The following is a 22,816-nucleotide window of genomic DNA, read 5'->3' as shown; positions in this document are numbered from 1 at the left end:
CGTTCCTTTCTTTACGCTTGGTTGCGTTTATAAATTAAATACAGTCCTTTTAATGTCAATAAAGGATCTACATAATCAATGATGGTCGACTCGCCGGCAATCAAAGAAGCCATTCCTCCAGTTGCAATGACAGTCGGTTTTTCCTTGCTTTGCTTTTTCATACGGGCCACAATGCCTTCTGCCTGGCCCACATAGCCAAAGACGATCCCAGCCTGCATGGCCGAAATTGTGTTTTTCCCAACGACTTGGTCAGGCGTGGAAATATCAATCCGCGGCAATTTGGAAGCACGGGCATACAGTGCTTCTGTTGAAATATTGATGCCGGGAGCGATTGCGCCTCCCATGTATTGCTGCTTTTCATCAATGTAACAGAAGGTATTGGCAGTACCAAAGTCCACAATGATCAGCGGGCTGCCGTATTCATGAATAGCTGCGACTGCATTGACGATACGGTCCGCACCCACTTCTTTAGGATTATCATACTTGATGTTCAATCCCGTTTTTACACCCGGACCCACAATAAGGGCCTTTACGTGAAAATACTTTTGGCACATGCGCTCAAGCGCCGACATGATCGGCGGCACTACAGAAGACATAATAATGCCATCAATCGATGAAAATCCGAGTCCTGCATCGTTCAAAAAAGCTTTGATCTGCATGCCGTATTCATCTTCCGTTTTGTGGCGAAGGGTTTCCATTCGCCAATGATGTATTAACTGATCCTGGCTGTAGACACCCAGGACAATATTCGTGTTTCCTGCGTCCAATACTAGAATCATGATTTGCCCTCGCTTATTGACGAATTTCCAACACATCATACCATAATTTCAGGAAAGCAAAAAGCTGGTTGCCTCTCCCCTTCAAAGGGAACGGGCAACCAGCTCATCGTTTATCTTATTTGCGTTTTTCTGGAATCGGCTCTCCTACTGAAGTTGCTTCGCCTTCTTCTGATGGCAGGTCTCCAGCTGAAGGGTCGGATGACGCTCCTACTGCATCTGGGACATCGCTATCTTTTTTCAAATCAGGCGTGCTTTCATCCCCAAAGTCACCATTAAGTGACTCATACGAGCGTTCAGGAAGCGTTCCATGATCTTTCAAGTGAAGGATCTGGGCAGCATCCAGGGTTTCAACTTCAAGCAATGTATTCGCGATCAGTTTCAGAAGATCTTCGTTTTCAGTCAGAATCTCTTTCGTGCGGATATACTGCTCTTTGATGATGCGTTGAACTTCCTGATCGATTTCAAAAGCAATCGCATCAGAATAATTTTGTTCTGAGTTAAAGTCACGGCCCAGGAAGACATTCCCGCCTTGTGCCGTACCGAATTGGACAGGTCCAATCTTGTCACTCATCCCATATTCCGTAACCATGCTGCGGGCAATAGCCGTTGCACGTTGGAAATCGTTATGGGCGCCGGTTGATACTTCGCCGAATGAAAGATCTTCAGCCACACGGCCACCAAGCAATCCGGCAATCTTATCAAGCAATTCCGGTTTCGTCATAAAGTAACGGTCTTCTCTTGGAAGCATAACAGCATAGCCGCCAGCTTGTCCGCGAGGAACGATGGTTACCTTATGGACGATATCTGCGTCATCCAATATTAAACCGATGACAGTATGTCCAGATTCGTGGAATGCCACGATATTGCGTTCTTTTTTCGAAATAACGCGATTTTTCTTAGCAGGGCCTGCAATAACGCGGTCAGATGCTTCATCAAGATCGGACATATCGATTTTAAGCTTACTGCGACGGGCTGCAACAAGTGCCGCTTCGTTCAATAAGTTCTCCAAATCGGCACCCGAGAATCCAGGTGTACGCTGAGCGATCGCTTTCAAATCAACATTTTCGTCAAGCGGTTTGTTGCGTGCGTGTACTTTAAGCACTTCTTCACGGCCTTTTACGTCTGGACGGCCTACAGTAATCTGACGGTCAAAACGTCCTGGACGCAGCAACGCCGGATCCAGAATATCTGGACGGTTAGTTGCGGCAATAATGATGACGCCTTCGTTTGCACCGAAACCATCCATCTCTACCAATAGTTGGTTCAATGTCTGCTCACGTTCATCGTGCCCACCGCCAAGACCGGCGCCACGTTGGCGTCCGACTGCATCAATTTCATCGATGAAAATGATACACGGTGCGTTTTTCTTAGCGTTTTCAAACAAATCACGAACTCGGGAAGCCCCGACACCGACAAACATCTCAACAAAATCAGAACCACTGATGGAGAAGAAAGGAACCCCAGCTTCTCCGGCAACAGCACGCGCCAATAGAGTTTTACCAGTACCCGGAGGTCCAACAAGCAAAATCCCTTTTGGAATGCGGGCACCGATGTCTGCGAATCTGCGCGGATCTTTCAGGAAATCAACAACTTCTACAAGTTCCTGTTTCTCTTCATCTGCACCAGCTACATCGTTAAAGCGAACTTTATGCTTTTGATCATCATATAGCTTCGCTTTACTTTTGCCAAAGTTCATCACACGGCCGCCTCCGCCGCCTTGTGATTGATTAAGCAAGAAGAAGAAAAGGATAAAGATGATGATGAAAGGAATGATGCCAGTGAAAAATGAAACCCAACCACTTGTTTGTGGAGCTTTCAAATATTCAATTTCAACACCATCTTGTGCTTTGGCAACTGCATCGATTTCAGCAGTCAACGCCTCGTTCTCCAAAGGAATATTGGTAACGAAAGATTGCCCTTCTTCATAACCGGTCATTTTCCCGGTTACTTCGTAAACCATAGCATCCGGCTGGATCGTCACTTCTTCAATCTGCCCATTTTCCAATGCTTCCAAAAATTCGTTATATCCTATATTTTCAGTCGGCTGGTTACTGTTGTTAAAGGTACCCAGAATCCCGATAATAACTAGGAAAATCAGTAAATAAAATATGGTGTATCGAAATATCCGATTCATCCCGCGCCTCCTCATAAAGTTTCCCTAAAACTATACTAAATACTACCATAGGAACATTTAAGCATACAACGAAAAGGCCTTATTCCCGCTGTTAAATAAACAGACTGTGAACGAACATTGTCTATCCTTCTTCTCCACTATAAACTGCAGGCTTCAAGATTCCGATATAAGGCAGATTCCGATATCTTTCTGCATAGTCCAACCCGTAACCTACAACGAATGCATCAGGCACTACAAAGCCGACATAATCCGCTTTCAAGTCTACTTTCCGTCCTGTTGGCTTGTCCAGCAAGGTAACGATCTTGATTGATTTCGCTTTCCGGTATTTGAACAGGTCAACTAGATAACTGAGTGTTAATCCACTGTCAATGATGTCTTCGATGATCAGGAGATCACGCCCTTCGACACTGGCGTTCAAGTCTTTGATGATTTTAACTTCTCCAGAAGAAACGGTAGCGTTGCCGTAGCTTGAGACATCCATGAAATCCATTTCGACGTAACCGTCAATGCGTTTCATCAAATCGCCCATGAAAGGCATTGCACCTTTTAAGACGCCGATAGCCAACGGATATTTGTCTTTGTAGTCCTCTGTCAACACCGCTCCTAATTCACGGGCTTTTTCCTGTAACCGTTCTTCACTGATCAATACTTCTTTAATGTCATTCTGCAAAATGGTGGACCTCCTAGTATTCCTTGTTTTACATTCTATTAAATTGTTCAATTAGTACCCAATTGTCTCCGTCACATCTTTGCTGGCTGACCTTGGCGGATGGGCGTATGCCTGGCACTAATAAAAGTTCGTTTTTGTCAGTCGCAATGACAGGCCAACTTTCTCTCATAGGCACAGGGATTTTTTCATCAATCATCAAGCGGGCCAATTTTTTCGGTTGATCCATTCCAGCAAGCAGAATCCGGTCTCCCGGTTTTCTGTTCCTTACAAAGAATCGCGAATCTTCCGGTGCGCAAAAATGCCAGACCGCAGCATCTTCCGCTTGTTCAAATTGGGTGAACGGCAGCACTCTGTATCGGCAGCCACAATAAACTTGCGACCAATCCCCGGTAAGGCGTACAGGGTCTGTTCCGGCCACTTTTCCCAACGATTGGCGATTGAGGAAAACCGTGTCGTATTGGCGGGTCGCTACATAATTTTGCGGCAAATGTAAAAAAACAGTGCCCGCTGAGCTCTGCATCATCTCCTGCATTTGCTCAACCAGCTGTCTTGTTACGGGAACTTGCTTCCGATTATATAGATAGTTTAATAGTAGTAGAACCATTCTTTTTTGTAAAGCATACGCTTCAAGTCTGAAACTTTTGGCAGACAAACTGATTTCATCTTCTTTGACCTGGATCAACTGCTGTAATTTCTCTTGGGCCAAATCCTGGAGAAACTGCTGATCCTGCTGCATATCTTCAGCCAACTCCACGAAATTTTGGGAGACTTGGCTGTTTTCTTCTTTAAGGAGCGGCAAAATCCGCTGGCGCAGACGATTCCGTGTATAGACTGCTTCTTGGTTGCTGGAATCTTCCCGATAAGAGACTTTATGCTGTGCAGCGTACGCGGCAACCTGTTCCTTTGTCACTGCCAATTGAGGCCGTATCAAAAAGCCCGGACCAAACGGCCGACTGGCCTGCATTCCAAATGAGCCGTCCTGAAGGCTTCCTCGCACGCCTGACATAAGAATCGTTTCGAGCTGATCGTCGGCATGGTGTGCGGTTGCAAACTTAGCGGCACCGGTCTGTTCCATGACTTCCTGAAAATAATGATATCTTTCCGAACGGCATACCTGCTGTTTGTTGCCGCCTTGTTCTTTCCATATGGCCGGAATTGGAACCGCCCGGCTAAAGCATCCGATTTCCCATTCAGTCGCTGTCGCTTCCGTGAACAACCGATCCTGATGGGATTCCTCGCCTCTCAACATATGGTCGACATGCACTGCAGCCAGCGAAATGCCAAGCTCCTCTTTTTTTGAATTCAGGAAATGGAGCAATACCATGGAATCAATCCCACCTGAACAGCCTACCAACACCAGATCGCCTGGTTCAAATAATTGGTGTTTGTGGATATGCTGCATCATCCGCTCTTGAAAACTCTTCATTTCCTCACCTCACTTGCCTAAGCCTTCTTTCTTCAAATACCGGAGAAGGTTAGGTTAAAAAAATTTCAATTTGCAATTGACATGTCCAACATTCAATAGTATGCTATTAAATGTTCGTTTAAACAAGGCGGCGTAGCTCAGCTGGCTAGAGCGTACGGTTCATACCCGTGAGGTCGGGGGTTCGATCCCCTCTGCCGCCATCATTTTTCAATTGAATACCTTAATACCAAGCAGCGCCTTTATAAAGGCGCTGCTTTTTTTCATGGAAACCTTCGCCAAACTTTCGGAATGTGCTAAAAAAAACGCTTCCCAAAGTGAGAAGCGTTTCAATATTAAATTCCAGCTGAGTTGAAGCATTTCCCTATACTATTAAAACAGCTAGCAAGTTAGCCTCTTTTTGCCCCTCTGCCGCCACGTTTTGATTCAGTAGCGCGTTTTAAGGTCGTCATGTTTTCTTCGCTGTCTTTCAAGAACTTCGCCATTTTAGTTTCAAAGTTCTCTTTTGGAGCGCGATCAAATGAACGATTGCTTGGGCGTGGTCGTTGTGGTCGTTCTGTTCCGCCTGCTGGCTGTGGCTTCGCTTTACGAATGGAAAGACCGATTTTACCGTCTGCTTCTACATTCATGACTTTCACTTCTACCATTTCGCCAACTTTAAGATGATCGTTGATATCTTTGACATAATTGTCGGCGACTTCACTTATATGCACGAGGCCTGTTGCACCAGTTGGAAGCTGAACAAATGCTCCAAAGTTTGTAATACCTGTGACTTTACCTTCTAACTTGCTGCCTACTTCAATCGACATAAAAAAAATGCTCCTCCTTAAAAATTAAGATGACTCCAAAAAGCTGGGCCACACTGTCATTTTGCGGGACTTGTCCCACTTTTTATTATAACCATCAAAAAAAGAGTGTCAACCGACTACTCTTCTTCTGATGGTTTTTCTTCATCTTTTTTTTCAGTATTAGGTGTAGTGAAAATGATTTCTCCTTCATCTGATAGGAAATAATCTTTACGCGCTAATTTCGCTAAATATTCTTCATCATTCAGTAGTAGAATTTGCTCTTCCAGTTGGCTCTGCTGTTTTTCAACCTCTTCAAGCTGCTGCAAAGCTTGTATACGAAGCTCTTCTTTTTCAGAAATCGTCTGTGTTTGTGCATAAATGGTGGAGCCTACCCAAATGGTGGCCATCAGGACCAGCAGGCCAAAGACGGTCAATCGTCTGAACAACCGGACTCGATGCGCTTTTTTGCGTTCCCCTTCCATTTCTACTGAACGGACATAGTCATTGCGAATTGAGGTGACTTCGCGCGTTTCCGCCTTTTGATCTCTCTTCAAACTCATGACCCGCTCCCCTTCCCTACTAACTTTGTCATTATTATACATGAAAACCCTTGATATTATAAGCTTTTTCTATAATTTTCCCTATTTTCACTGCATTTCTCGGCGTTATATTCTTCTCAATTTTATTTTTATTAATAAAAATACTATTGACTTAATTTTTATACAGTCTTATAATACTAATCATTATCTTTATATGAACATTCATAAGCTTTTTACACATAAAAAATAAAATCACACTAATAAATATACAAAATTAATGAATAAAATTGGAGTGAAGTGTATGACCGGATTGTTAACATTATCGAATGGACAAACATTTAAAGGCCATTGGCACGGCAAATCTTCTGCCATTCAAGGAGAAGTTGTATTTTTTACAGGCATGACCGGTTATGAAGAAGTTCTGACAGATCCCTCTTATAAAGGCCAGATCATTGTGTTTTCCTATCCGCTGATTGGTCAATATGGCATCCAATCCCTTTATGCGCAGTCTGATTCCATTCAAGTAGCCGGCATCATTGTTGCCGGCTTGTATGATGGGCCTTTGAGCAAAGATTCCATTCCACTCGCCGAATTTGCCATAAACCACGGCATTCCGATTTTGAGTGGTGTAGATACACGGTCGGTCATCCAAAATGTCCGCGAGTCTGGAACCATGCAATCCCAACTAATCCATACTTCTTTGCCGGAATTGGCCTGGGAACCCGTACAGACCTATTTTTTCCCGGCCACCACAACCACAGACAAAATCCAGACCGTCGGATCGGGTTCTGCCCACATCGGTTTGATTGATTTCCATTATAAATCCTCCATTTTAAATGAACTGCTCGAATTGGATTGCCGAGTCAGCATCATTCCATATGCAACTGCTACAGAAACGCTCGATTCGCTCCAACTGGACGGGCTGCTTTTTTCAAATGGCCCTGGAGATCCGGCAGCACTTCAGCATTTATTTCCTACATATCGAGATTGGGCTGAACGCTACCCAAGCTTTGGCATCTGCCTTGGACACCAGGTACTGGCTTCTGCCTTTGGCGCAAAAACGACAAAACTGGCATATGGACATCGGGGAGCCAATCATCCTGTGATGAACCTGCAGACTAAACGGGTCAGCATGAGTTCACAAAACCACAGTTACGTGGTCGAAAAAAACAGTTTGCAGGACACCCCGTTTTCTGTCCTTTACGAAAACGTCAACGACGGCAGTGTCGAGGGCCTAGTCCACGACACCTTGCCATTGAAGACCGTCCAATTCCATCCAGAAGCAGCGCCGGGACCAACTGACCACCTCGAATTATTCCATCAGTTTCTGGCGGCGGCACAACAGAAAGAGAGTGTGAAAATGCATGCCTAAGCAACAGCAAATCAAAAAAGTATTGGTCATCGGTTCTGGCGCCATTGTCATTGGACAAGCTGCAGAATTCGATTATTCCGGCACACAGGCATGCTTGGCTTTGAAAGAAGAAGGCATCCATGTAATCCTGATCAATAATAACCCAGCGACGATCATGACTGATAAATCCGTTTCCGATCAAGTGTATTTTGAACCGATGACCTTGGAAAGCGCTACGGCCATCATCGAGAAAGAGCGCCCAGATGGTTTACTCGCAACAGTCGGCGGACAAACTGGCCTGAACTTGGCGATGGCTTTATCCGATTCCGGCATTTTGGCGCAATACGGCGTCACCTTGCTTGGCACTGATATGAAAGCCATCAAACAAGCTGAAGACCGCGAGCAATTCCGTTCCTTGATGAATGAGTTAAGCGAGCCGGTCCCGGACAGCAACATCATCTACTCGATTGAAGGCGCTTTGGAGTTTGCTGCTTCAGCCGGCTACCCCCTCATCGTGCGCCCCGCTTATACACTCGGCGGCTTTGGCGGCGGAATTGCCGAAGATGAGGAAACTTACATCAAGCTGGTAAAACAAGGATTAAGCGCAAGCCCCATCCAACAATGCCTGGTAGAAATCAGCATCGCCGGCTACAAGGAAATCGAATATGAAGTCATGCGTGACGCAGATGGCACCTGCATCACCATTTGCAATATGGAAAACCTGGATCCTGTCGGCGTACATACCGGCGACTCGATTGTGGTGGCACCAAGCCAAACTCTGAACGACAAAGATTTCCATATGCTGCGGAGCGCTTCCATCCATATCATCGAAGCACTTGGCATCATCGGCGCATGCAATGTCCAGTTCGCACTGCATCCCGAAACTTCTGCTTATTATCTGATAGAAGTCAATCCGCGTGTCAGCCGTTCTTCGGCACTCGCTTCAAAAGCAACAGGCTATCCAATCGCTAAGATTGCCGCTAAATTGGCAATCGGCTACACATTGGCAGAATTGAAAAACCCAGTGACCGGTACAACATTCGCCAGCTTCGAACCTGCACTGGATTATGTAGCGGTAAAAATTCCGCGCTGGCCGTTTGACCAGTTTCCGCAGGCGGAACGCAGACTCGGCACACAAATGAAAGCGACCGGCGAAGTCATGGCCATCGAACGGCGCATGGAAGCTGCGCTGCAAAAAGCAATCCGCTCACTGGAACTGCCGATTGATGGCTTCCGTCTGGCGGCACTTGCTGATTTTCCTACTGATAGCTTATGCCAATTGGCGATCGAAGCCGATGACCGCCGGCTGTTTGTTCTTTTTGAACTGCTGGTGCGTGGACAGAGCATTGAATTTCTTCACAACATCACGGGGATCACCCCTTACTTCCTGTCGGTGATGGCCAATATCGTGAACGAATGGCAGGAACTGCAGCAATTGGATTGGAACAGCATGACACGTTCCCGCCTCCTGCAAGCCAAAACGCTCGGATTCAGCGATCAGCAGTTGGCTGACCTTTGGAATGTCTCTTGCCCCGAAATCTGGGGGCAGCGCCGCATTTGGCAAGTGACGCCCGCTTACCGCATGATCGATACATGCGCCGCTGAATTCCGCTCAGATACCAATTATTTTTATTCGACCTGGCAAGGTTCTTCCGATGTCGATCGCTCTCACCACAAGAAAAAAGTGGCGGTTGTTGGATCAGGGCCAATCCGCATCGGACAAGGCATCGAATTCGACTATTGCTGCGTACACAGTGTCATGGCCGCACAGAAACTTGGTTACGAAGCGATCATGATCAACAATAATCCTGAAACCGTCAGTACCGATTATGAAGTGGCAGACGCGCTGTATTTTGAACCGATGACGCCGGAAGATATTCTCAATGTCCTGGATTTTGAAGGCATCAACCAAGTCATCCTCCAGTTCGGCGGCCAAACCTCCTTGAATGTGGCAGCTGCCCTGCAGGATGCCGGCATCACCGTTCTTGGGTCTACTGTGGATCTGCTGGATCAAATGGAGGACCGTGACCGGTTCTATGCCTTTCTGGAGTCAATCGGCTTGCCGACCATTCCAGGCAAAACAGCTCTCGAAGCTACTGCTGTCATCCCGGCAGCCCGCTCACTCGGTTTCCCGGTGCTTCTTCGCCCTTCTTACGTCATCGGCGGACGCGGCATGATCGTGTTGCAGAATGAAACGGAGCTGAGCGAATGGCTTCAGCAGACAACCATGGAATTCCCTGTACTGGTCGATCATTTTGTCACCGGCAAAGAAGTCGAAGCCGATATCCTGACCGATGGCGAAAACGTCTGGGTTTCCGCTATTTTCGAACACGTTGAAGGAACCGGCGTCCATTCCGGCGACAGCATTTCCATCACGCCGCCCGTTTCCTTATCGCAACAGGCCATTGTGGAGCTTACTGAAACAGCGAAGCACATTGCCACCAACATGGATTATACTGGCTTGTTCAATATCCAGTTCGTATATGAAGGCGATCAATTATTCGTTATGGAAATCAACCCGCGCGCTTCGCGGACAGCGCCGATCAGCTCGAAAGTGACGGATGTGCCGCTCGTTCAGCACGCTACGGCTTTATTGCTGGGAGTGCCGTTTGAAGAGCTCCATATTGAAGAAAGCTATAATGGACAGCCGGAATATACCGTGAAAGCGCCGGTGTTCTCCCATATCAAACTTCCTGGATTATCGCCTGTCCTGTCTCCTGAAATGATGTCGACAGGTGAAGTAATCGGTTCAAGCCCTGACCTCGATACCGCATTGGCGAAAGCGCTGACCGGTGCCTCTGTCCAATTGGCCAATTTGGCCGACGGCGGGACAGTGTTTGCCGAGGACAGTTCAATTGACCAAGTGGACAACGCTTCATGGGAAGCACTCGGGTTCAGGATTGTCACAGAAGCGACTATGCCTTTCGAGGAATGGCTGAAAACAGAAACGAAGAAAGTTTATATCGACTTTGCCCCTGACCCGGAAAGCACCAACGCGAAGCAAGCTGCCATTCACCGTCTCCACGTATGGACACGCCCTGAAACCGCAGCAGCCTTCAACGGAACGTATTCATCCATTACCGCATTAGCGAAAGGAGTGCTTGCAAAATGACAATGGCGATCCCGTTTGCTCCATCGATTGTCCAAGAGGACTTCTTGTCCCTGAAAGATTACAGCACAGACGAAATCATGGATTTGCTGAACCTGGCAATTGAACTGAAAAAACCTGAGAACAAATACCTGCCGCTGTTGAAAGGCAAAGTGCTGGGCATGATTTTCGAAAAATCATCCACCCGCACACGTGTTTCCTTCGAAGCCGGAATGCTCCAACTGGGCGGCAACGCCATGTTCCTGAGCTCACAGGACACGCAAATCGGCCGAGGAGAAACCATTCCCGATACCGGGCGCGTACTGTCCGGTTACTTGGACGGATTAATGATCCGTACGTTCCATCAATCTGTAGTCCAGGAACTGGCAGACTTTAGTTCCATTCCCGTCATCAACGGCTTGACGGATGATTTCCATCCGTGCCAGGTGCTGGCGGACTTGATGACCGTTCTCGAACATTTCGGCACTTTGAAAGGCAAGAAAATGGCCTATATCGGAGACGGCAACAACATGGCCAACTCGTTGATGATCGGCGCTGCCAAAGTCGGCATGGACATCAGCGTCGCTTCGCCTGCCGCTTATGCACCTACTGCAAAGATGGTAGCGTTGGCTAAAGACATTGCCCAATATACCGGCTCGAAAATCGAAATTACGGAAAGCCCTGAACAAGCGGTTGCCGGAAGCGACGTGGTCTATACAGACGTCTGGGCAAGCATGGGGCAAGAGCAGGAAACCATCGAACGCCTGCAGCACTTCCAAGGCTTCCAGGTCAATGAAGAACTCGTTAAGCATGCCAATGAAGATTACATTTTCATGCACTGCCTGCCCGCACACCGTGAAGAAGAAGTGACGACAGCTATTTTGGAAGGTCCGCATTCGGTGATTTTCCAGGAAGCTGAAAACCGCCTGCATGCTCAAAAAGCGGTTCTTGTTGCCTTGATGGGCGACAAATAACCCACAGCAAACAGAAACACCTCAGGAATCCATGGATTCCTGAGGTGTTTTTTGTCTACTTGCCGTTAACTTTCAAGTACTCTTCCAGAGTCTTGCCGCTGTTCTTCACTTGCCCGGCCAATTCAGATCCCAGATAGCGGTAATGCCACGGTTCATACAGATAGCCTGTAATTTTTTCTTTGCCTTTCGGATACCGGAGAATAAAGCCATAACGATGGGCATTGGCTGCCAGCCATTTCCCTTCTTTTGTGGCGGCGAACGATTCTTTCAGCCATTGGGATTGATCGCTTCCGCCAAAGTCGAATGCCAATCCAGTCTGATGCTCGCTATAGCCGGGCTTGGCGCTGAAGCGGTTGGCTTCCGCTGCCCCATGCTTGCTGACGTAACTGTTGTACAACTCTTTTTGATACGCATAAGAACGGAAGCCACTGAACGATGTCAGCTGGATTCCTTGTTTTTTCGCCTCACCGGTCATGGCGTCCAACGCTTTTTGAGCCAGTTTGCTGACGCCCGGATTGTAGCTGGACGGCAGGCCGTATTTTTTATTGACGATCAGCACACCTGATGCATAAGTTCCCGGCGTTTCAGTGGAAGGTGCCGGATAAACTGCCGCTTTGCCTGGCGTTTCGTTGCTCAAGTAAGCTGAATTGACCCAGCCGGTTTTTTGGCCGTACTTCACTTTATACCAATTGGCGTCTTTTCCAAGATACTCGACCATTTTCCCTTTAGGTATCGAACCCACAATCGGATTGCTGGCACCCGGCTTGGAGCGCATGTTCAATTGGTCAAGGGTGACGTATGTGACGGGTTTGCCAGGCTGCGCTTTGGCGATCGGGAACAGCTCCGGAGCCAACAGCCGTGCCATGAATCCAGCAAAATGCTGGCGTTGCAAAGGCTCTGCCGGCTTGAATGCCCCTCCCGGAAAACCATTGGTGATGCCGGCCGTCGCCAACCGGCTTATGTATGCATTCGCCCAATGAGCAGAACTGACATCTGAGAAGACAACACCTTTATCGGCAGTTAAGCGATAGGCTCTCGTGAGAATTTTAGCCATCTCCGCACGGGTCAAAGCTCCTTTGGCATCAAAGTACCTGATGCCCTCCCCTGTTTCTTTGCCTCCAATAAAACCAAGTTCAACAGCCTTGGCAACTTCTTCATATCCGGCAATACCTGGTTTCAAGTCTGCAAAGCCCGGATCCGGAGCAGTGGTTTTCTTAGGTTTCATTTCACGCAGAATCATACGCACCGCATCCAGGCGGGTAATGGTGGCTGCCGGTTGGAAACTGCCGTCTGGAAAGCCGTTAATGATCCCCTGTCCTGCCAGGAAATCAACCTCCTTTTTGAACGTGGTGACGTCTTTGAAAGAACTTGCGGCGCTGGCCTGGCTCATGCCGATTTGTGAAGTTTGTTGCGGAGGAACCACCGAAACAGCAATCATCAAGGCAGCGGCCGATAATCCGATTTTTTTAGCCATCGTTTTTTTTGGCAATGCCATCATTTCCTTTCACCAGATCCCTTGCGGCGAATCTGTCTGTTTTCTATTTTCCATGGTATAGAAAATGAGAGGCCTTTTCCATGGTGCATTTTAATCAGAAAAAAAGCCTGCACTGGGCAGGCTTCGGCAAATGCTTATGCTTCGTCATCAATAAATTCAGGTTCGATCTTTTCCAACTTTTCTTCTTTAAGGATAGTGTACATATTGGCTGCTTCTTCTTTTTTCGCCACTTCTTTCAGTCCATCGATGCGCACCGTAACCACTTTTTGGCCGAAACGGATTTGCAGTTCGTCGTTTTCTTTAATGACCGAACTGGCTTTGGCTTTATTGCCATTTACCGTGATGCGGCCTTGGTCAGCCACTTGCTTTGCCAAGGTCCGGCGTTTGATCAAACGGGACACTTTCAAAAATTTATCGAGTCGCATGGTCAGTCTTCCTTTCTTGCCAACAGTTTGGCTTGGTTCCAAAATTCATCCAGCTGCTCCAATGTGTAGTCGCTGAAGTTTCCGGTTCCTTCTTCTACTTGCTGTTCCACGTAGCGGAAACGTGTTTGGAATTTACGGTTCGCCTGCATCATCGCTTCTTCCGGTGACAAATCGAAGAACCGGGCAAGGTTCACCAAGGTAAACAATAAATCGCCGAGTTCGTCCAATTGGCGGGCTTTGGAACCTTTCGCCACTTCCTGTTGGAACTCCTGCAATTCTTCATGGAATTTATCCCATGCACCTGCAGCATTCGGCCAGCTGAAACCGACTTTCGCCGCTTTTTTCTGGTAATTGAACGATGTGGTCAAGGAAGAACTGAAGCGGTCCTGCCCTGCCAATAAAGAATCTGCAGCCGGTTTTTCCTGTGCTTTGATTTCCTGCCAATTAGCGACAACCTGATCAGAGTCTTCAGCCGTCACATCACCAAAGACATGTGGATGGCGGCGGATCATTTTGGCGCTGATGGATTCGAGCACATCCTCCAATTGGAAGTAGCCGTTGTCCTGCCCGATTTGTGCGTGCAGGAACACTTGCAGCAACACATCCCCCAATTCATCGGCAATCGCATCATCGTCACCTTCCCGAATCGCCTGAAGCAACTCATGGGCTTCTTCGATCAAATATGGGCTCAGTGACTCATGCGTTTGCTCACGGTCCCACGGACAGCCTTCAGGACTTCTCAGCTTCGCAATGATGCTGCGGAAAGTCTGCCATTCTTTCAGACGCTGCGTTTGTTCCTCTGCGGGTGGCACGTAGACGGTCGTCAAGTTGTTGACTTCTGTCGAGCGGTCCAATTCATGAAGCGGTACGGTACGCAGCACTTCGTCTGCAGATCCGGCCGCTGTCACGATGGTCACCGGATAATCATCGGGGTATTTTTCCATCAACGTCAATTTGACTTCCGATGCGCTGAAGCTGTCATAAACCTGGGCAATCAGCAGATGCTGTGTCATGTTCACCTGATCGCTGGTCATCTCCGTACCGTCCATCAATTGGAAACCTTCGATCGGATCGATGCGAAGCGCACCGAATAGCGAATCCAGGAAACTGTGCCCACCTTCGATGGCTAATTGGCAACGTCCTTGCTTTTCAGCTTCGATCAAATTTTGCACTGTCTGTTCCGCCACTAATGGATGGCCCGGCACTGCATAGATCACTGCGGCCTGTTGGGACAGGCCGATCAGGGTTTCCGCAATTTCTTCATAGACCGGGCTGAAGCTATCGTGTTTTTCATAAACGGCATCAAAGCTCTGGAATGTTACGCCTTCTTCCCCAAGCTCTGTCAATACCGGGTGATCTGCGGTCCTTACGTATAAATTTTCTGCAGCTTTCAGCTTTTTATAGACACCCAGCGGCAATTGATCTAAATCTCCGGCACCGAGGCCGATTATGTGAATGGTGTTCATCGCTTCTCACCTTTTTTCTTTGAATTTATTGCTAATTGCAGTCCGGCCAGTTTGCGGCCGAACGGAATGATATACCATTCCTTTTCTGTAATGATGCGGCTTCTTGCAATTAGGGCCATGAATACCCCAGCACCTAGCGGAATGGCCGTTGCCGTAGTCAGAGCAGCGCCTAAGCGGCTTGATAAGCCATCAAACAGATAGCTGTCCGCCAAAAACGACCAGCCCAGCACGACTGCAGACATCGCCGCAGCGGCGCCAAAAAGCCAAGCATAATAGGTCCACGGTGCAAACTGCAGCGGCCAGACTTTTTTGAAATAAAACAGCAAGCCAGCGACAATCACAGCAAGGCCGATATTTCCTGCAACCGCCGCTCCAGCTACTCCCCATACTGGAAGCAGCAGCCAATTGGCGACGACTTTCACCGCTAACCCCATGATCAGCAGCAGAGCCGGAACCCTCACCTTACCGAAGCCATGCAGCATTGCCGTCATAATCAGCAGCAAGGACATCCAGACAATCTGCCAGCTGAAGATGATTAAAGCACCCGATTGTTCGCGTGTCTGGAACAGCATTTCATTAACATAAGGCATGACGAAAGTCAGCCCCACTGCAGCAGCGAATGCAAACAGGAACGATACACGGAAAGCTAACCTGGCGTACATTTCAGCTGGCCTGCCGCTGTGTTTTCGGGAAGTCCGCGCCACTAAAGGCACAATCGCCAAAGTCAGCGAAGTGGCAATCAAAATACCGAATTGCACCAATGGCTGGCCCCGGTCATAAATGCCTTTCTGCTCCATGGCTGCAAGCCGCGACATGCCGCTTGCTTCCAATAGACGGAAAACGGTAAACGAATCCACCAGCTGGAACAGCAACAGGATCAAGGAACTCATGCTGACGCTTATGCTGACGGCAGTCATTTCCTTGATGATTGGCCAAGTACGGATTGCGGAAGTATTCCTCAACATCTTTGAATGTCCGCGGAAATAGAGCAGCAGCAGAATCACGGCCCCAAGTCCTCCGGCAACCGCGCCCAGCATCGCCATCTGCCCTGCAGCATACAGTGAAAAACCGCTTGAAACAACAACCCACGTACCGAGTAAAATGACGGATACGCGCAGCCCTTGCTCCACCACTTGGGCGTAAGCAACCGGTGCCATATCATTGCGCGACTGGAAATGGCCTTTCAGCACGGCGAGCGGCGCCATCAGTAAGACTGAAAACGAACCGACTTTCAACAATTGATCCAATTGCCTGTCGCCCATCCATCCCGCCAGCAGTTCCGCACCCAAAAACAACAGCAGGAAAACGGTAAAGGAAATGATGGCTACATACATGAAAGCGACACGCAGAATGGCACCGTGGTCTTGCCTGCTGTTATCCGCCAACAATTTGGAAACTGCTACCGCAAAGCCGTAGGAAGTCCAGATGCCGAAAATAGCGACAAACGGATAGACCTGCTGGTAGATATAGAAGCCCTGGTCTCCGACGAGGTTTTGGAAAGGCACCCGGTAGACCGCGCTCAGCAGCTTCACGATAAATCCAGCAATCGTCAGCAGCACAGCGCCTTTCATAAATGATTTCATTGTGCCTTCATTGTTCACCGGATCCACTCATCTCTTACTTATAGTGACTTTATGTGTTGGGAAAAAGGATTTTACCATTATACACCCTTTAACTTAACTAACCGACTTCTCTTCACGGAGCGATTCCGGCAATAGTTTGATCATGCCTTCCAATACATCGAACGGATGCAGTTTCTTGGTTTTATTTTCATCAATAGACATGACCAGCTGCTGGCCCGCCATGCTGAACCCGACTGCGCGGCCATAGGCGGCAGATTCCTCCACCACTTTGCCGCCATTGATGCTGGCTGTGCCTTTTTCAGTCAAACGGATGGTTACGACTTTGCCATGTTGCTTGATCGATTCCACTCCTACTTGGCGCGCCCATACTTTCATGCGGGCAATGCGCAGCAAGCGGTCGGTTTCATTCGGCATATCGCCGAAACGGTCGATCAATTCATCCTGCAGCTCGATCATTTCTTCTTCCGTCTCTATGCCTTTGACACGTTTGTACATCTGAATCTTCTGGTAGCCATCGCTGATATAGGAATCCGGAATATAAGCATCGATGTCCAACGCAATTTCAATTTCCGGCACCACTTCTTTTTTGACTCCTGACTGGCGTTCCTCAATGGCTTCCTGCAGCATCTGTGAGTACAGGTCAAAGCCGACAGAATCAATAAAGCCATGCTGCTGCGAACCGAGCAGATTTCCCGCTCCACGGATTGTTAAATCACGCATAGCGATTTTGAAACCGGAGCCGAGCTCTGTGAATTCCTTGATTGCCATTAAGCGTTTTTCCGCCACATCCGTCAGCACTTTGTCGCGCTGGTACATAAAGTAAGCGTAGGCAACACGGCTCGAACGCCCGACACGTCCGCGCAATTGGTAGAGCTGCGACAAGCCCATGCGGTCGGCATTGTAGACGATCAGCGTATTGACGTTTGGAATATCAATACCGGTTTCGATAATAGTGGTCGTCACCAGGACATCATAATCGCCGTCCAGGAATCCGAGAATGACGGATTCCAGTTCGGTCTCACTCATTTGCCCATGGGCATAACCGACGCGGGCTTCCGGAACCAGTTGTTGAATTTCTTCTACTTTCCGCGTCATATCATCTACACGGTTGTACAAATAAAATACTTGTCCGCCGCGTGCCATTTCACGTTCGATGGCTTCGCGCACAAGAGCGCCGTTATGCTCCATGACGTAGCTTTGCACAGGGAACCGGTTGGCCGGCGGCGTTTCAATAACTGATAAGTCGCGCACACCGATCATCGACATATGAAGCGTCCGTGGAATCGGCGTTGCAGTCAGCGTCAGGACGTCCACATTGGTCTTCATTTGTTTGATCTTTTCCTTATGGGTGACGCCAAATCGCTGCTCTTCATCAATGATCAATAATCCTAAGTCTTTATACTGCATATCCTTCGACAAAATCCGGTGCGTACCAACAACAACATCCACCGAGCCATTCTTCAAGCCTTTAACGGTTTCGGTCTGTTGTTTTTTGGAGCGGAAACGGCTCATCAAACCAACGGTGATCGGATAATCTTTGAATCGTTCACTCATTGTTTCAAAATGCTGTTGGGCCAATATCGTTGTGGGCACCAGGAACGCCACTTGTTTGCCGTCCAATACCGCTTTGAAAGCCGCACGGATGGCCACTTCAGTTTTTCCGTAGCCCACATCCCCGCAAATCAGGCGGTCCATAGGCCGTTCATTTTCCATGTCACGTTTTACTTCATTTATGGAGCGCAATTGATCGACGGTTTCCTCGTAGGGGAATTCCGCTTCGAATTGGCGCTGCATATCCTGCTCTTCAGAAAAGGCAAACCCTCTTAACGCTTCCCGTTCTGCGTAAAGTTTGATCAGGTCATCCGCAATATCCTGTACGGCTGCTGACACTTTCGTCCGGGTCTTCTTCCATTCGGCGCCGCCCATTTTATGCAGTTTCGGTTCTTTTTCTTCAGACGCGATGTATTTTTGAATCAAATCGATTTTATCGACCGGCACAAATAATTTGTCGTCCGCTTTATAGACAATATGAAGGTAATCTTTGTGGACTCCTCCGCTTTCCAGCGTTTCGATGCCTACAAAACGGCCAATGCCGTGATGGATGTGAACGATGTAATCGCCCGGTTTGATTTCAGAATAACTCTTGATGCGTTCCGCATTCGTCAGCTTTTGCGCGCGTGTTTTCTTTTTCGGCTGCTGCTTGAACAATTCCGAATCGGTAATAACGGTCAAGCGCTGCAGCGGCATTTCAAATCCGGTCGACAATTCACCATCGACCAAATAGATTTTGCCGCCTTGGATTTCTGTTGAAGGCGAGGCAATTTCAGCTTCCATATCGTAATCCGCCAAAACGTCTCGTACTTTCTGCAGGCGATCGTCTCCCTGCGCCACGATAAAGATCTGGAACTTCCCTAAAGTCCAACGCTCCATTTCTGCTTTCAGCAAATGCATTTGGCCATGGAAGGATTGCATCGGCTTACAGGAAAAGGCAATCGACTTCTTAACCGAAACCATAGGAAATGTCCGTACGAATAAAGACAGGAACGTTACTTGCTGTTGAAGCTTCGACATGATTTCGCGGAATGTATACGTTAACGAAACGTCATGAAGAAACTTGCCTTCTTCCAGCAACGAAACGATCCAATCGCCTTCTTCACGTTCCAGCGTATCTGTCATTTCCTGAATCCGACCCAGTTCATCAAAAAAGACCAGTCCATTTCCCGGGAAATAATCACCTAGAAAGGCCGTTTGGGTATCAATCAACGAAGCATATTTGGCTAACTGCTCGGGAGTTTCACCTTGCTTCAATAAATCAATGTCATGTTGGACATGCTGAAGCATCAATGTTTTCGTATCGTCAGCTTTTATCTTCTTCAAGCTTGTTGCCAGTTTTGCTTCCAGTTTCCCTGCCAGGGTGATGCGTTGGTCTTTCGACAGCACCAATTCGCTGGCTGGCAAAATGCACAATGACTGGACTTTTTCGAGAGAACGTTGGTCTTCAGCTGAAAATAGCCGCAATGAATCCACTTCGGTATCGAATAATTCAATACGCACCGGATGTTCCAGGTTAAGCGGATAAATATCCAAAATTCCGCCTCGGAGTGCGAATTCACCAGGGGTGGTCACCATTGGCGTCCGGGAATAGCCCATCGCCACTAATTTCAACAACCATTCGTCTGTATCCAGTTCTTCACCTTCTGAAATCCGAAGTGTAGCGTAATCCCATTGTTCTTTCGTTGGCAAGAGCTTACGCATTCCCGCAACCGGTGTGATGTACACGCCTTTACCTACACTCTTCATGTGATCCAGCGTATCAATTCGGTGGGCCCGTAGTTCAGGACCCGAGAAAGACACTTCTGCGGCAATCAACTCTTCCGCTGGGTAAAGGTGAACCTGCTCCTCCCCGATCAAACGCACCAAATCATCGTATACGCGCTGCGCATGCAATAAATTAGGCGTCACAATCAATAACGGGTTTTCCGTTTCAGACCAGATGGTTTGGTAGAAAATCGGCCGTGCACTGCCCGATAAACCGGAAATCAGTTGATGGTCCTGCCCTTTTTTCAAATCGGTTATAAATTTCTGTGTATGGGTATCCTCCGAAAAGGTTTGTAAAATGTGGTTCATTCAACTTCCTCCTTCCAAAACATATAAGAAACAGAAAAAAGCTCTGAACGCCCAATGCGTCAAAGCGGTTATGCTCCATTAAATTGATTCATTACTTCTACATACGGTTTTGACAACCATGTCTCACAGGCTGCCGCGCTTTTCTTAATAGCGTCATCCACTTCCGGCCTTTCCTCTTTCGAGAATCGCTGCAGCACATAATCCGGCACTTTCATACCTGCAGGCGGACGGCTGATGCCAATGCGCAACCGGTTGAATTCTTGGCTGCCTAAATGCTGAATCAATGATTTGATGCCATTATGTCCACCAGCGCTGCCTTTTTGGCGCAAACGCAACTGCCCGGTCGGCAAATCAAGATCATCGTAAATGACAATGATGTCTTTTAGAGCGACATCGTAATATTCCATTAACGCACTGACGCTTTCCCCGGACAAATTCATATAAGTCAATGGCTTCAAGAGTATCACTTTGCCCTCAGGCCTATGGGTCACGGAATACATGCCCTTGAATTTGGATTGCGTCAATGGTGCGTTCCATTGAGCAGCCAAATAGTCAATAACTTTAAAGCCAATGTTATGGCGTGTATCTTCATATGCTTTACCTGGATTTCCCAGGCCAATAATCAGTTTCATACCCATCTTCCTTTGCTTTTTCACTGCCTTCTATTTTACTATAACCAATCTTGAAACAAAAAAATAGGGACTGTCTCTCGACAGCCCCTTATTTCTTGTTCGTATTTACGCTTCTTTGTTTTCTTCAGAATCTTCGCTGCCAACCACTTCTGGTTCTGCATCTTCGTCAGATACAGTTTCAAGCTCGTCCAATTCTTCTTGAGTACGAGGAGCTGTTACAGAAACAAGGATAAAGTCATCTTCGTCCAAGATTTCGTAAGATACAGTTCCACGGATATCGCCCACTGTGATTGTTTCGCCAATCGCCAGTTCAGTGGTATCCACTTCCACAGCATCCGGAATATCAGAAGGTTTCACACGAACATTTACTTCACGGTTCGGTTGTGTGATAAAGCCGCCTTCTTTTTCGCCTACAGATTCGCCAGTCAAGTGAACAGCTACTGCCACTTCAAGCTCATCGGACATATTGATTGCCAAAAAGTCGACATGCTTAAAGCTTCCTTTTAGGGCGTCCATTTGATAATCGCTCAAGACAACATTTATAGTCTTGCCGTCGATTTCCAGGTTGATTACGCCATTACGTCCAGATTCACGCAAAGTTTTAATTAAGTCAATTTCAGAAACAGTTACAGGTGTTGTTTCGGTTTGGAAACCGTAGACGACGCCCGGTACATTTCCTTTCGAACGAAGTTCGGTCAAAGCAGAATTCTTATTGCTGCTTTCTCTTTTTTGTGCGGTCATTTTTACAGTCATTACTTTCAGCCTCCAGTTATATTAAAAGTACATAATCACGATAGGTACATAATATGTATATACCCGTTCTTTGTATTTATGAAACATGGAGCATAGAAAGAAATTGTTGATGATCAATCAAAAAGAGTGCTGACTGATTTTTGTTCGTGTACACGGACGATTGTTTCAGCCAATAGACGTGCTACGGACAACTGTTTGATTTTAGGAGATTTCTTTTCTTCAGGCAATGCAATCGAGTTGGTGATGATCAATTCTTTGATAACTGAATCATTGATGCGTTGTACGGCAGGTCCAGAAAGTACTGGATGTGTACAGCACGCATAAACTTCTTTCGCTCCACTTTCAATTAACGCGCTGGCAGCAATTGAGATCGTACCGGCCGTGTCAATGATGTCATCGATGATGATGGCCGTTTTGCCTTCTACATTACCGACGATGTTCATGACTTCCGCAACATTCGGACGTGGGCGTCGTTTATCAATGATTGCAATTGGTGCTTTCAGACGGTCTGCCATTTTGCGTGCGCGTGTTACCCCGCCGTGATCCGGCGAAACGATGATGACATTTTCCAAATCAATGCCGCTCTCGTTAAGGAAGTAATCAGACAGCAATGGGACAGCCACCAAATGGTCAATCAAAATATCAAAGAATCCTTGAATTTGAGGAGCATGGAGGTCCAAAACAATAACGCGTGTAGCTCCAGCAGTTTCCAATAAGTTTGCTACCAATTTCGCTGTAATCGGTTCACGTGAACGGGCTTTACGATCCTGGCGTGCGTAGCCGTAGTATGGAATTACAACATTGACCGTACGGGCAGAAGCACGTTTGACGGCATCGATCATGATCAGCAGTTCCATCAAGTTCTCATTGACAGGCTGAGATGTCGATTGCACGATAAATACATCGTAACCGCGAATACTTTCTTCGATATTAATCTGGATTTCCCCATCGCTGAAATGTGTAACTGAACTTTTCCCAAGCGGAATGCCTGCGTGTTCAGAAATTTCTTCAGCCAGCTCCTGGTTCGAATTCAATGAAAAGATTTTCAATTTTGAGTTTGCATTTTGATAGCCCATTAGGTGTGAACCC

17 protein-coding genes and 1 tRNA gene are annotated in these 22,816 nt (G+C 47.5%); 4 read left to right on the top strand and 14 right to left on the bottom strand.

Going from position 1 to position 22,816, the window contains the following annotated elements; all coding sequences use genetic code 11:
• Positions 1–11: 11 nt before the first annotated feature.
• From H9630_RS18405 to tilS, 4 genes are all read right to left on the bottom strand, one after another.
• Positions 12–779 (bottom strand): type III pantothenate kinase, encoded by a 768-nt coding sequence (locus H9630_RS18405; RefSeq protein WP_191716930.1) that lies wholly within the window; start codon positions 777–779, stop codon positions 12–14.
• A 115-nt stretch (positions 780–894) separates the two neighbouring features.
• The gene (gene ftsH, locus H9630_RS18400; protein ID WP_191716929.1) at positions 895–2,913 is read right to left on the bottom strand and encodes an ATP-dependent zinc metalloprotease FtsH; all 2,019 of its coding nucleotides are present in this window, start codon (positions 2,911–2,913) and stop codon (positions 895–897) included.
• Positions 2,914–3,034: 121 nt separating this feature from the next.
• Positions 3,035–3,586, bottom strand: coding sequence for a hypoxanthine phosphoribosyltransferase (gene hpt / locus H9630_RS18395; RefSeq protein ID WP_191716939.1), 552 nt, complete (start codon positions 3,584–3,586; stop codon positions 3,035–3,037).
• 25 nt (positions 3,587–3,611) lie between these two features.
• The gene (tilS, locus tag H9630_RS18390) at positions 3,612–5,009 is read right to left on the bottom strand and encodes a tRNA lysidine(34) synthetase TilS (protein WP_191716928.1); all 1,398 of its coding nucleotides are present in this window, start codon (positions 5,007–5,009) and stop codon (positions 3,612–3,614) included.
• Between the two features lie 126 nt (positions 5,010–5,135).
• On the opposite strand from tilS, the gene H9630_RS18385 reads away from it, so the two are divergent.
• Positions 5,136–5,209 (top strand) — tRNA-Met (locus H9630_RS18385).
• Positions 5,210–5,395: 186 nt separating this feature from the next.
• On the opposite strand, the gene H9630_RS18380 is transcribed toward H9630_RS18385, so the two are convergent.
• Together H9630_RS18380 and H9630_RS18375 are read right to left on the bottom strand one after the other, a co-directional pair.
• Positions 5,396–5,815, bottom strand: a complete 420-nt coding sequence (locus H9630_RS18380) for a S1 domain-containing RNA-binding protein (RefSeq protein WP_191716927.1) — start codon at positions 5,813–5,815, stop codon at positions 5,396–5,398.
• 116 nt (positions 5,816–5,931) lie between these two features.
• A complete protein-coding gene (locus tag H9630_RS18375; RefSeq protein WP_191716926.1) occupies positions 5,932–6,354 on the bottom strand; it encodes an FtsB family cell division protein in 423 nt (140 codons plus the stop codon).
• 280 nt (positions 6,355–6,634) lie between these two features.
• Here H9630_RS18375 and H9630_RS18370 point away from each other — a divergent pair, with 280 nt between their 5' ends.
• The 3 genes from H9630_RS18370 to argF are packed head-to-tail and all read left to right on the top strand — an operon-like array spanning position 6,635 to position 11,746.
• Positions 6,635–7,705, top strand: a complete 1,071-nt coding sequence (locus H9630_RS18370) for a carbamoyl phosphate synthase small subunit (protein WP_191716925.1) — start codon at positions 6,635–6,637, stop codon at positions 7,703–7,705.
• Complete coding sequence (locus tag H9630_RS18365; RefSeq protein WP_191716924.1) at positions 7,698–10,796, top strand: carbamoyl phosphate synthase large subunit; 3,099 nt, start codon at positions 7,698–7,700, stop codon at positions 10,794–10,796. Before H9630_RS18370 ends, H9630_RS18365 begins: the two co-directional genes overlap by 8 nt.
• Positions 10,793–11,746 carry an ornithine carbamoyltransferase gene (gene argF, locus H9630_RS18360; RefSeq protein WP_191716923.1) on the top strand — a complete coding sequence of 318 codons (954 nt, stop codon included), beginning with the start codon at positions 10,793–10,795 and terminating at the stop codon, positions 11,744–11,746. Before H9630_RS18365 ends, argF begins: the two co-directional genes overlap by 4 nt.
• A gap of 55 nt (positions 11,747–11,801) precedes the next feature.
• On the opposite strand, the gene H9630_RS18355 is transcribed toward argF, so the two are convergent.
• From H9630_RS18355 to H9630_RS18320, 8 genes are all read right to left on the bottom strand, one after another.
• Positions 11,802–13,244: a D-alanyl-D-alanine carboxypeptidase family protein gene (locus H9630_RS18355; RefSeq protein WP_225218648.1), complete on the bottom strand. Its 1,443-nt coding sequence runs from the start codon at positions 13,242–13,244 to the stop codon at positions 11,802–11,804.
• Between the two features lie 131 nt (positions 13,245–13,375).
• The gene (locus H9630_RS18350; RefSeq protein ID WP_146559535.1) at positions 13,376–13,666 is read right to left on the bottom strand and encodes an RNA-binding S4 domain-containing protein; all 291 of its coding nucleotides are present in this window, start codon (positions 13,664–13,666) and stop codon (positions 13,376–13,378) included.
• 2 nt (positions 13,667–13,668) lie between these two features.
• A complete protein-coding gene (locus tag H9630_RS18345; RefSeq protein WP_191716922.1) occupies positions 13,669–15,132 on the bottom strand; it encodes a bifunctional methyltransferase/pyrophosphohydrolase YabN in 1,464 nt (487 codons plus the stop codon).
• Positions 15,129–16,733 carry a putative polysaccharide biosynthesis protein gene (locus H9630_RS18340; RefSeq protein ID WP_191716921.1) on the bottom strand — a complete coding sequence of 535 codons (1,605 nt, stop codon included), beginning with the start codon at positions 16,731–16,733 and terminating at the stop codon, positions 15,129–15,131. Before H9630_RS18340 ends, H9630_RS18345 begins: the two co-directional genes overlap by 4 nt.
• Before the next feature lie 75 nt (positions 16,734–16,808).
• A complete protein-coding gene (mfd, locus tag H9630_RS18335; protein ID WP_191716920.1) occupies positions 16,809–20,342 on the bottom strand; it encodes a transcription-repair coupling factor in 3,534 nt (1,177 codons plus the stop codon).
• A gap of 68 nt (positions 20,343–20,410) precedes the next feature.
• Positions 20,411–20,974 carry an aminoacyl-tRNA hydrolase gene (pth, locus tag H9630_RS18330; protein ID WP_191716919.1) on the bottom strand — a complete coding sequence of 188 codons (564 nt, stop codon included), beginning with the start codon at positions 20,972–20,974 and terminating at the stop codon, positions 20,411–20,413.
• Between the two features lie 105 nt (positions 20,975–21,079).
• The gene (locus tag H9630_RS18325) at positions 21,080–21,727 is read right to left on the bottom strand and encodes a 50S ribosomal protein L25/general stress protein Ctc (protein ID WP_191716918.1); all 648 of its coding nucleotides are present in this window, start codon (positions 21,725–21,727) and stop codon (positions 21,080–21,082) included.
• A gap of 113 nt (positions 21,728–21,840) precedes the next feature.
• Positions 21,841–22,803, bottom strand: coding sequence for a ribose-phosphate diphosphokinase (locus H9630_RS18320; RefSeq protein ID WP_006830759.1), 963 nt, complete (start codon positions 22,801–22,803; stop codon positions 21,841–21,843).
• Positions 22,804–22,816 lie beyond the last annotated feature (13 nt).

The sequence above is a fragment of the Planococcus wigleyi genome (genome assembly GCF_014836985.1).
GTDB lineage: Bacteria > Bacillota > Bacilli > Bacillales_A > Planococcaceae > Planococcus > Planococcus notacanthi.
This window is presented reverse-complemented; position numbering and strand designations above follow the sequence as displayed.

Coding starts and splice junctions, on each gene's coding strand:
- H9630_RS18405 (WP_191716930.1), bottom strand. CDS start 779: ATGATTCTAGTATTGGACGCAGGAAACACGAATATTGTCCTGGGTGTC.
- ftsH (WP_191716929.1), bottom strand. CDS start 2,913: ATGAATCGGATATTTCGATACACCATATTTTATTTACTGATTTTCCTA.
- tilS (WP_191716928.1), bottom strand. CDS start 5,009: ATGAAGAGTTTTCAAGAGCGGATGATGCAGCATATCCACAAACACCAA.
- H9630_RS18380 (WP_191716927.1), bottom strand. CDS start 5,815: ATGTCGATTGAAGTAGGCAGCAAGTTAGAAGGTAAAGTCACAGGTATT.
- H9630_RS18375 (WP_191716926.1), bottom strand. CDS start 6,354: ATGAGTTTGAAGAGAGATCAAAAGGCGGAAACGCGCGAAGTCACCTCA.
- H9630_RS18370 (WP_191716925.1), top strand. CDS start 6,635: ATGACCGGATTGTTAACATTATCGAATGGACAAACATTTAAAGGCCAT.
- H9630_RS18365 (WP_191716924.1), top strand. CDS start 7,698: ATGCCTAAGCAACAGCAAATCAAAAAAGTATTGGTCATCGGTTCTGGC.
- argF (WP_191716923.1), top strand. CDS start 10,793: ATGACAATGGCGATCCCGTTTGCTCCATCGATTGTCCAAGAGGACTTC.
- H9630_RS18355 (WP_225218648.1), bottom strand. CDS start 13,244: ATGATGGCATTGCCAAAAAAAACGATGGCTAAAAAAATCGGATTATCG.
- H9630_RS18350 (WP_146559535.1), bottom strand. CDS start 13,666: ATGCGACTCGATAAATTTTTGAAAGTGTCCCGTTTGATCAAACGCCGG.
- H9630_RS18345 (WP_191716922.1), bottom strand. CDS start 15,132: ATGAACACCATTCACATAATCGGCCTCGGTGCCGGAGATTTAGATCAA.
- mfd (WP_191716920.1), bottom strand. CDS start 20,342: ATGAACCACATTTTACAAACCTTTTCGGAGGATACCCATACACAGAAA.
- pth (WP_191716919.1), bottom strand. CDS start 20,974: ATGAAACTGATTATTGGCCTGGGAAATCCAGGTAAAGCATATGAAGAT.
- H9630_RS18325 (WP_191716918.1), bottom strand. CDS start 21,727: ATGACTGTAAAAATGACCGCACAAAAAAGAGAAAGCAGCAATAAGAAT.
- H9630_RS18320 (WP_006830759.1), bottom strand. CDS start 22,803: ATGGGCTATCAAAATGCAAACTCAAAATTGAAAATCTTTTCATTGAAT.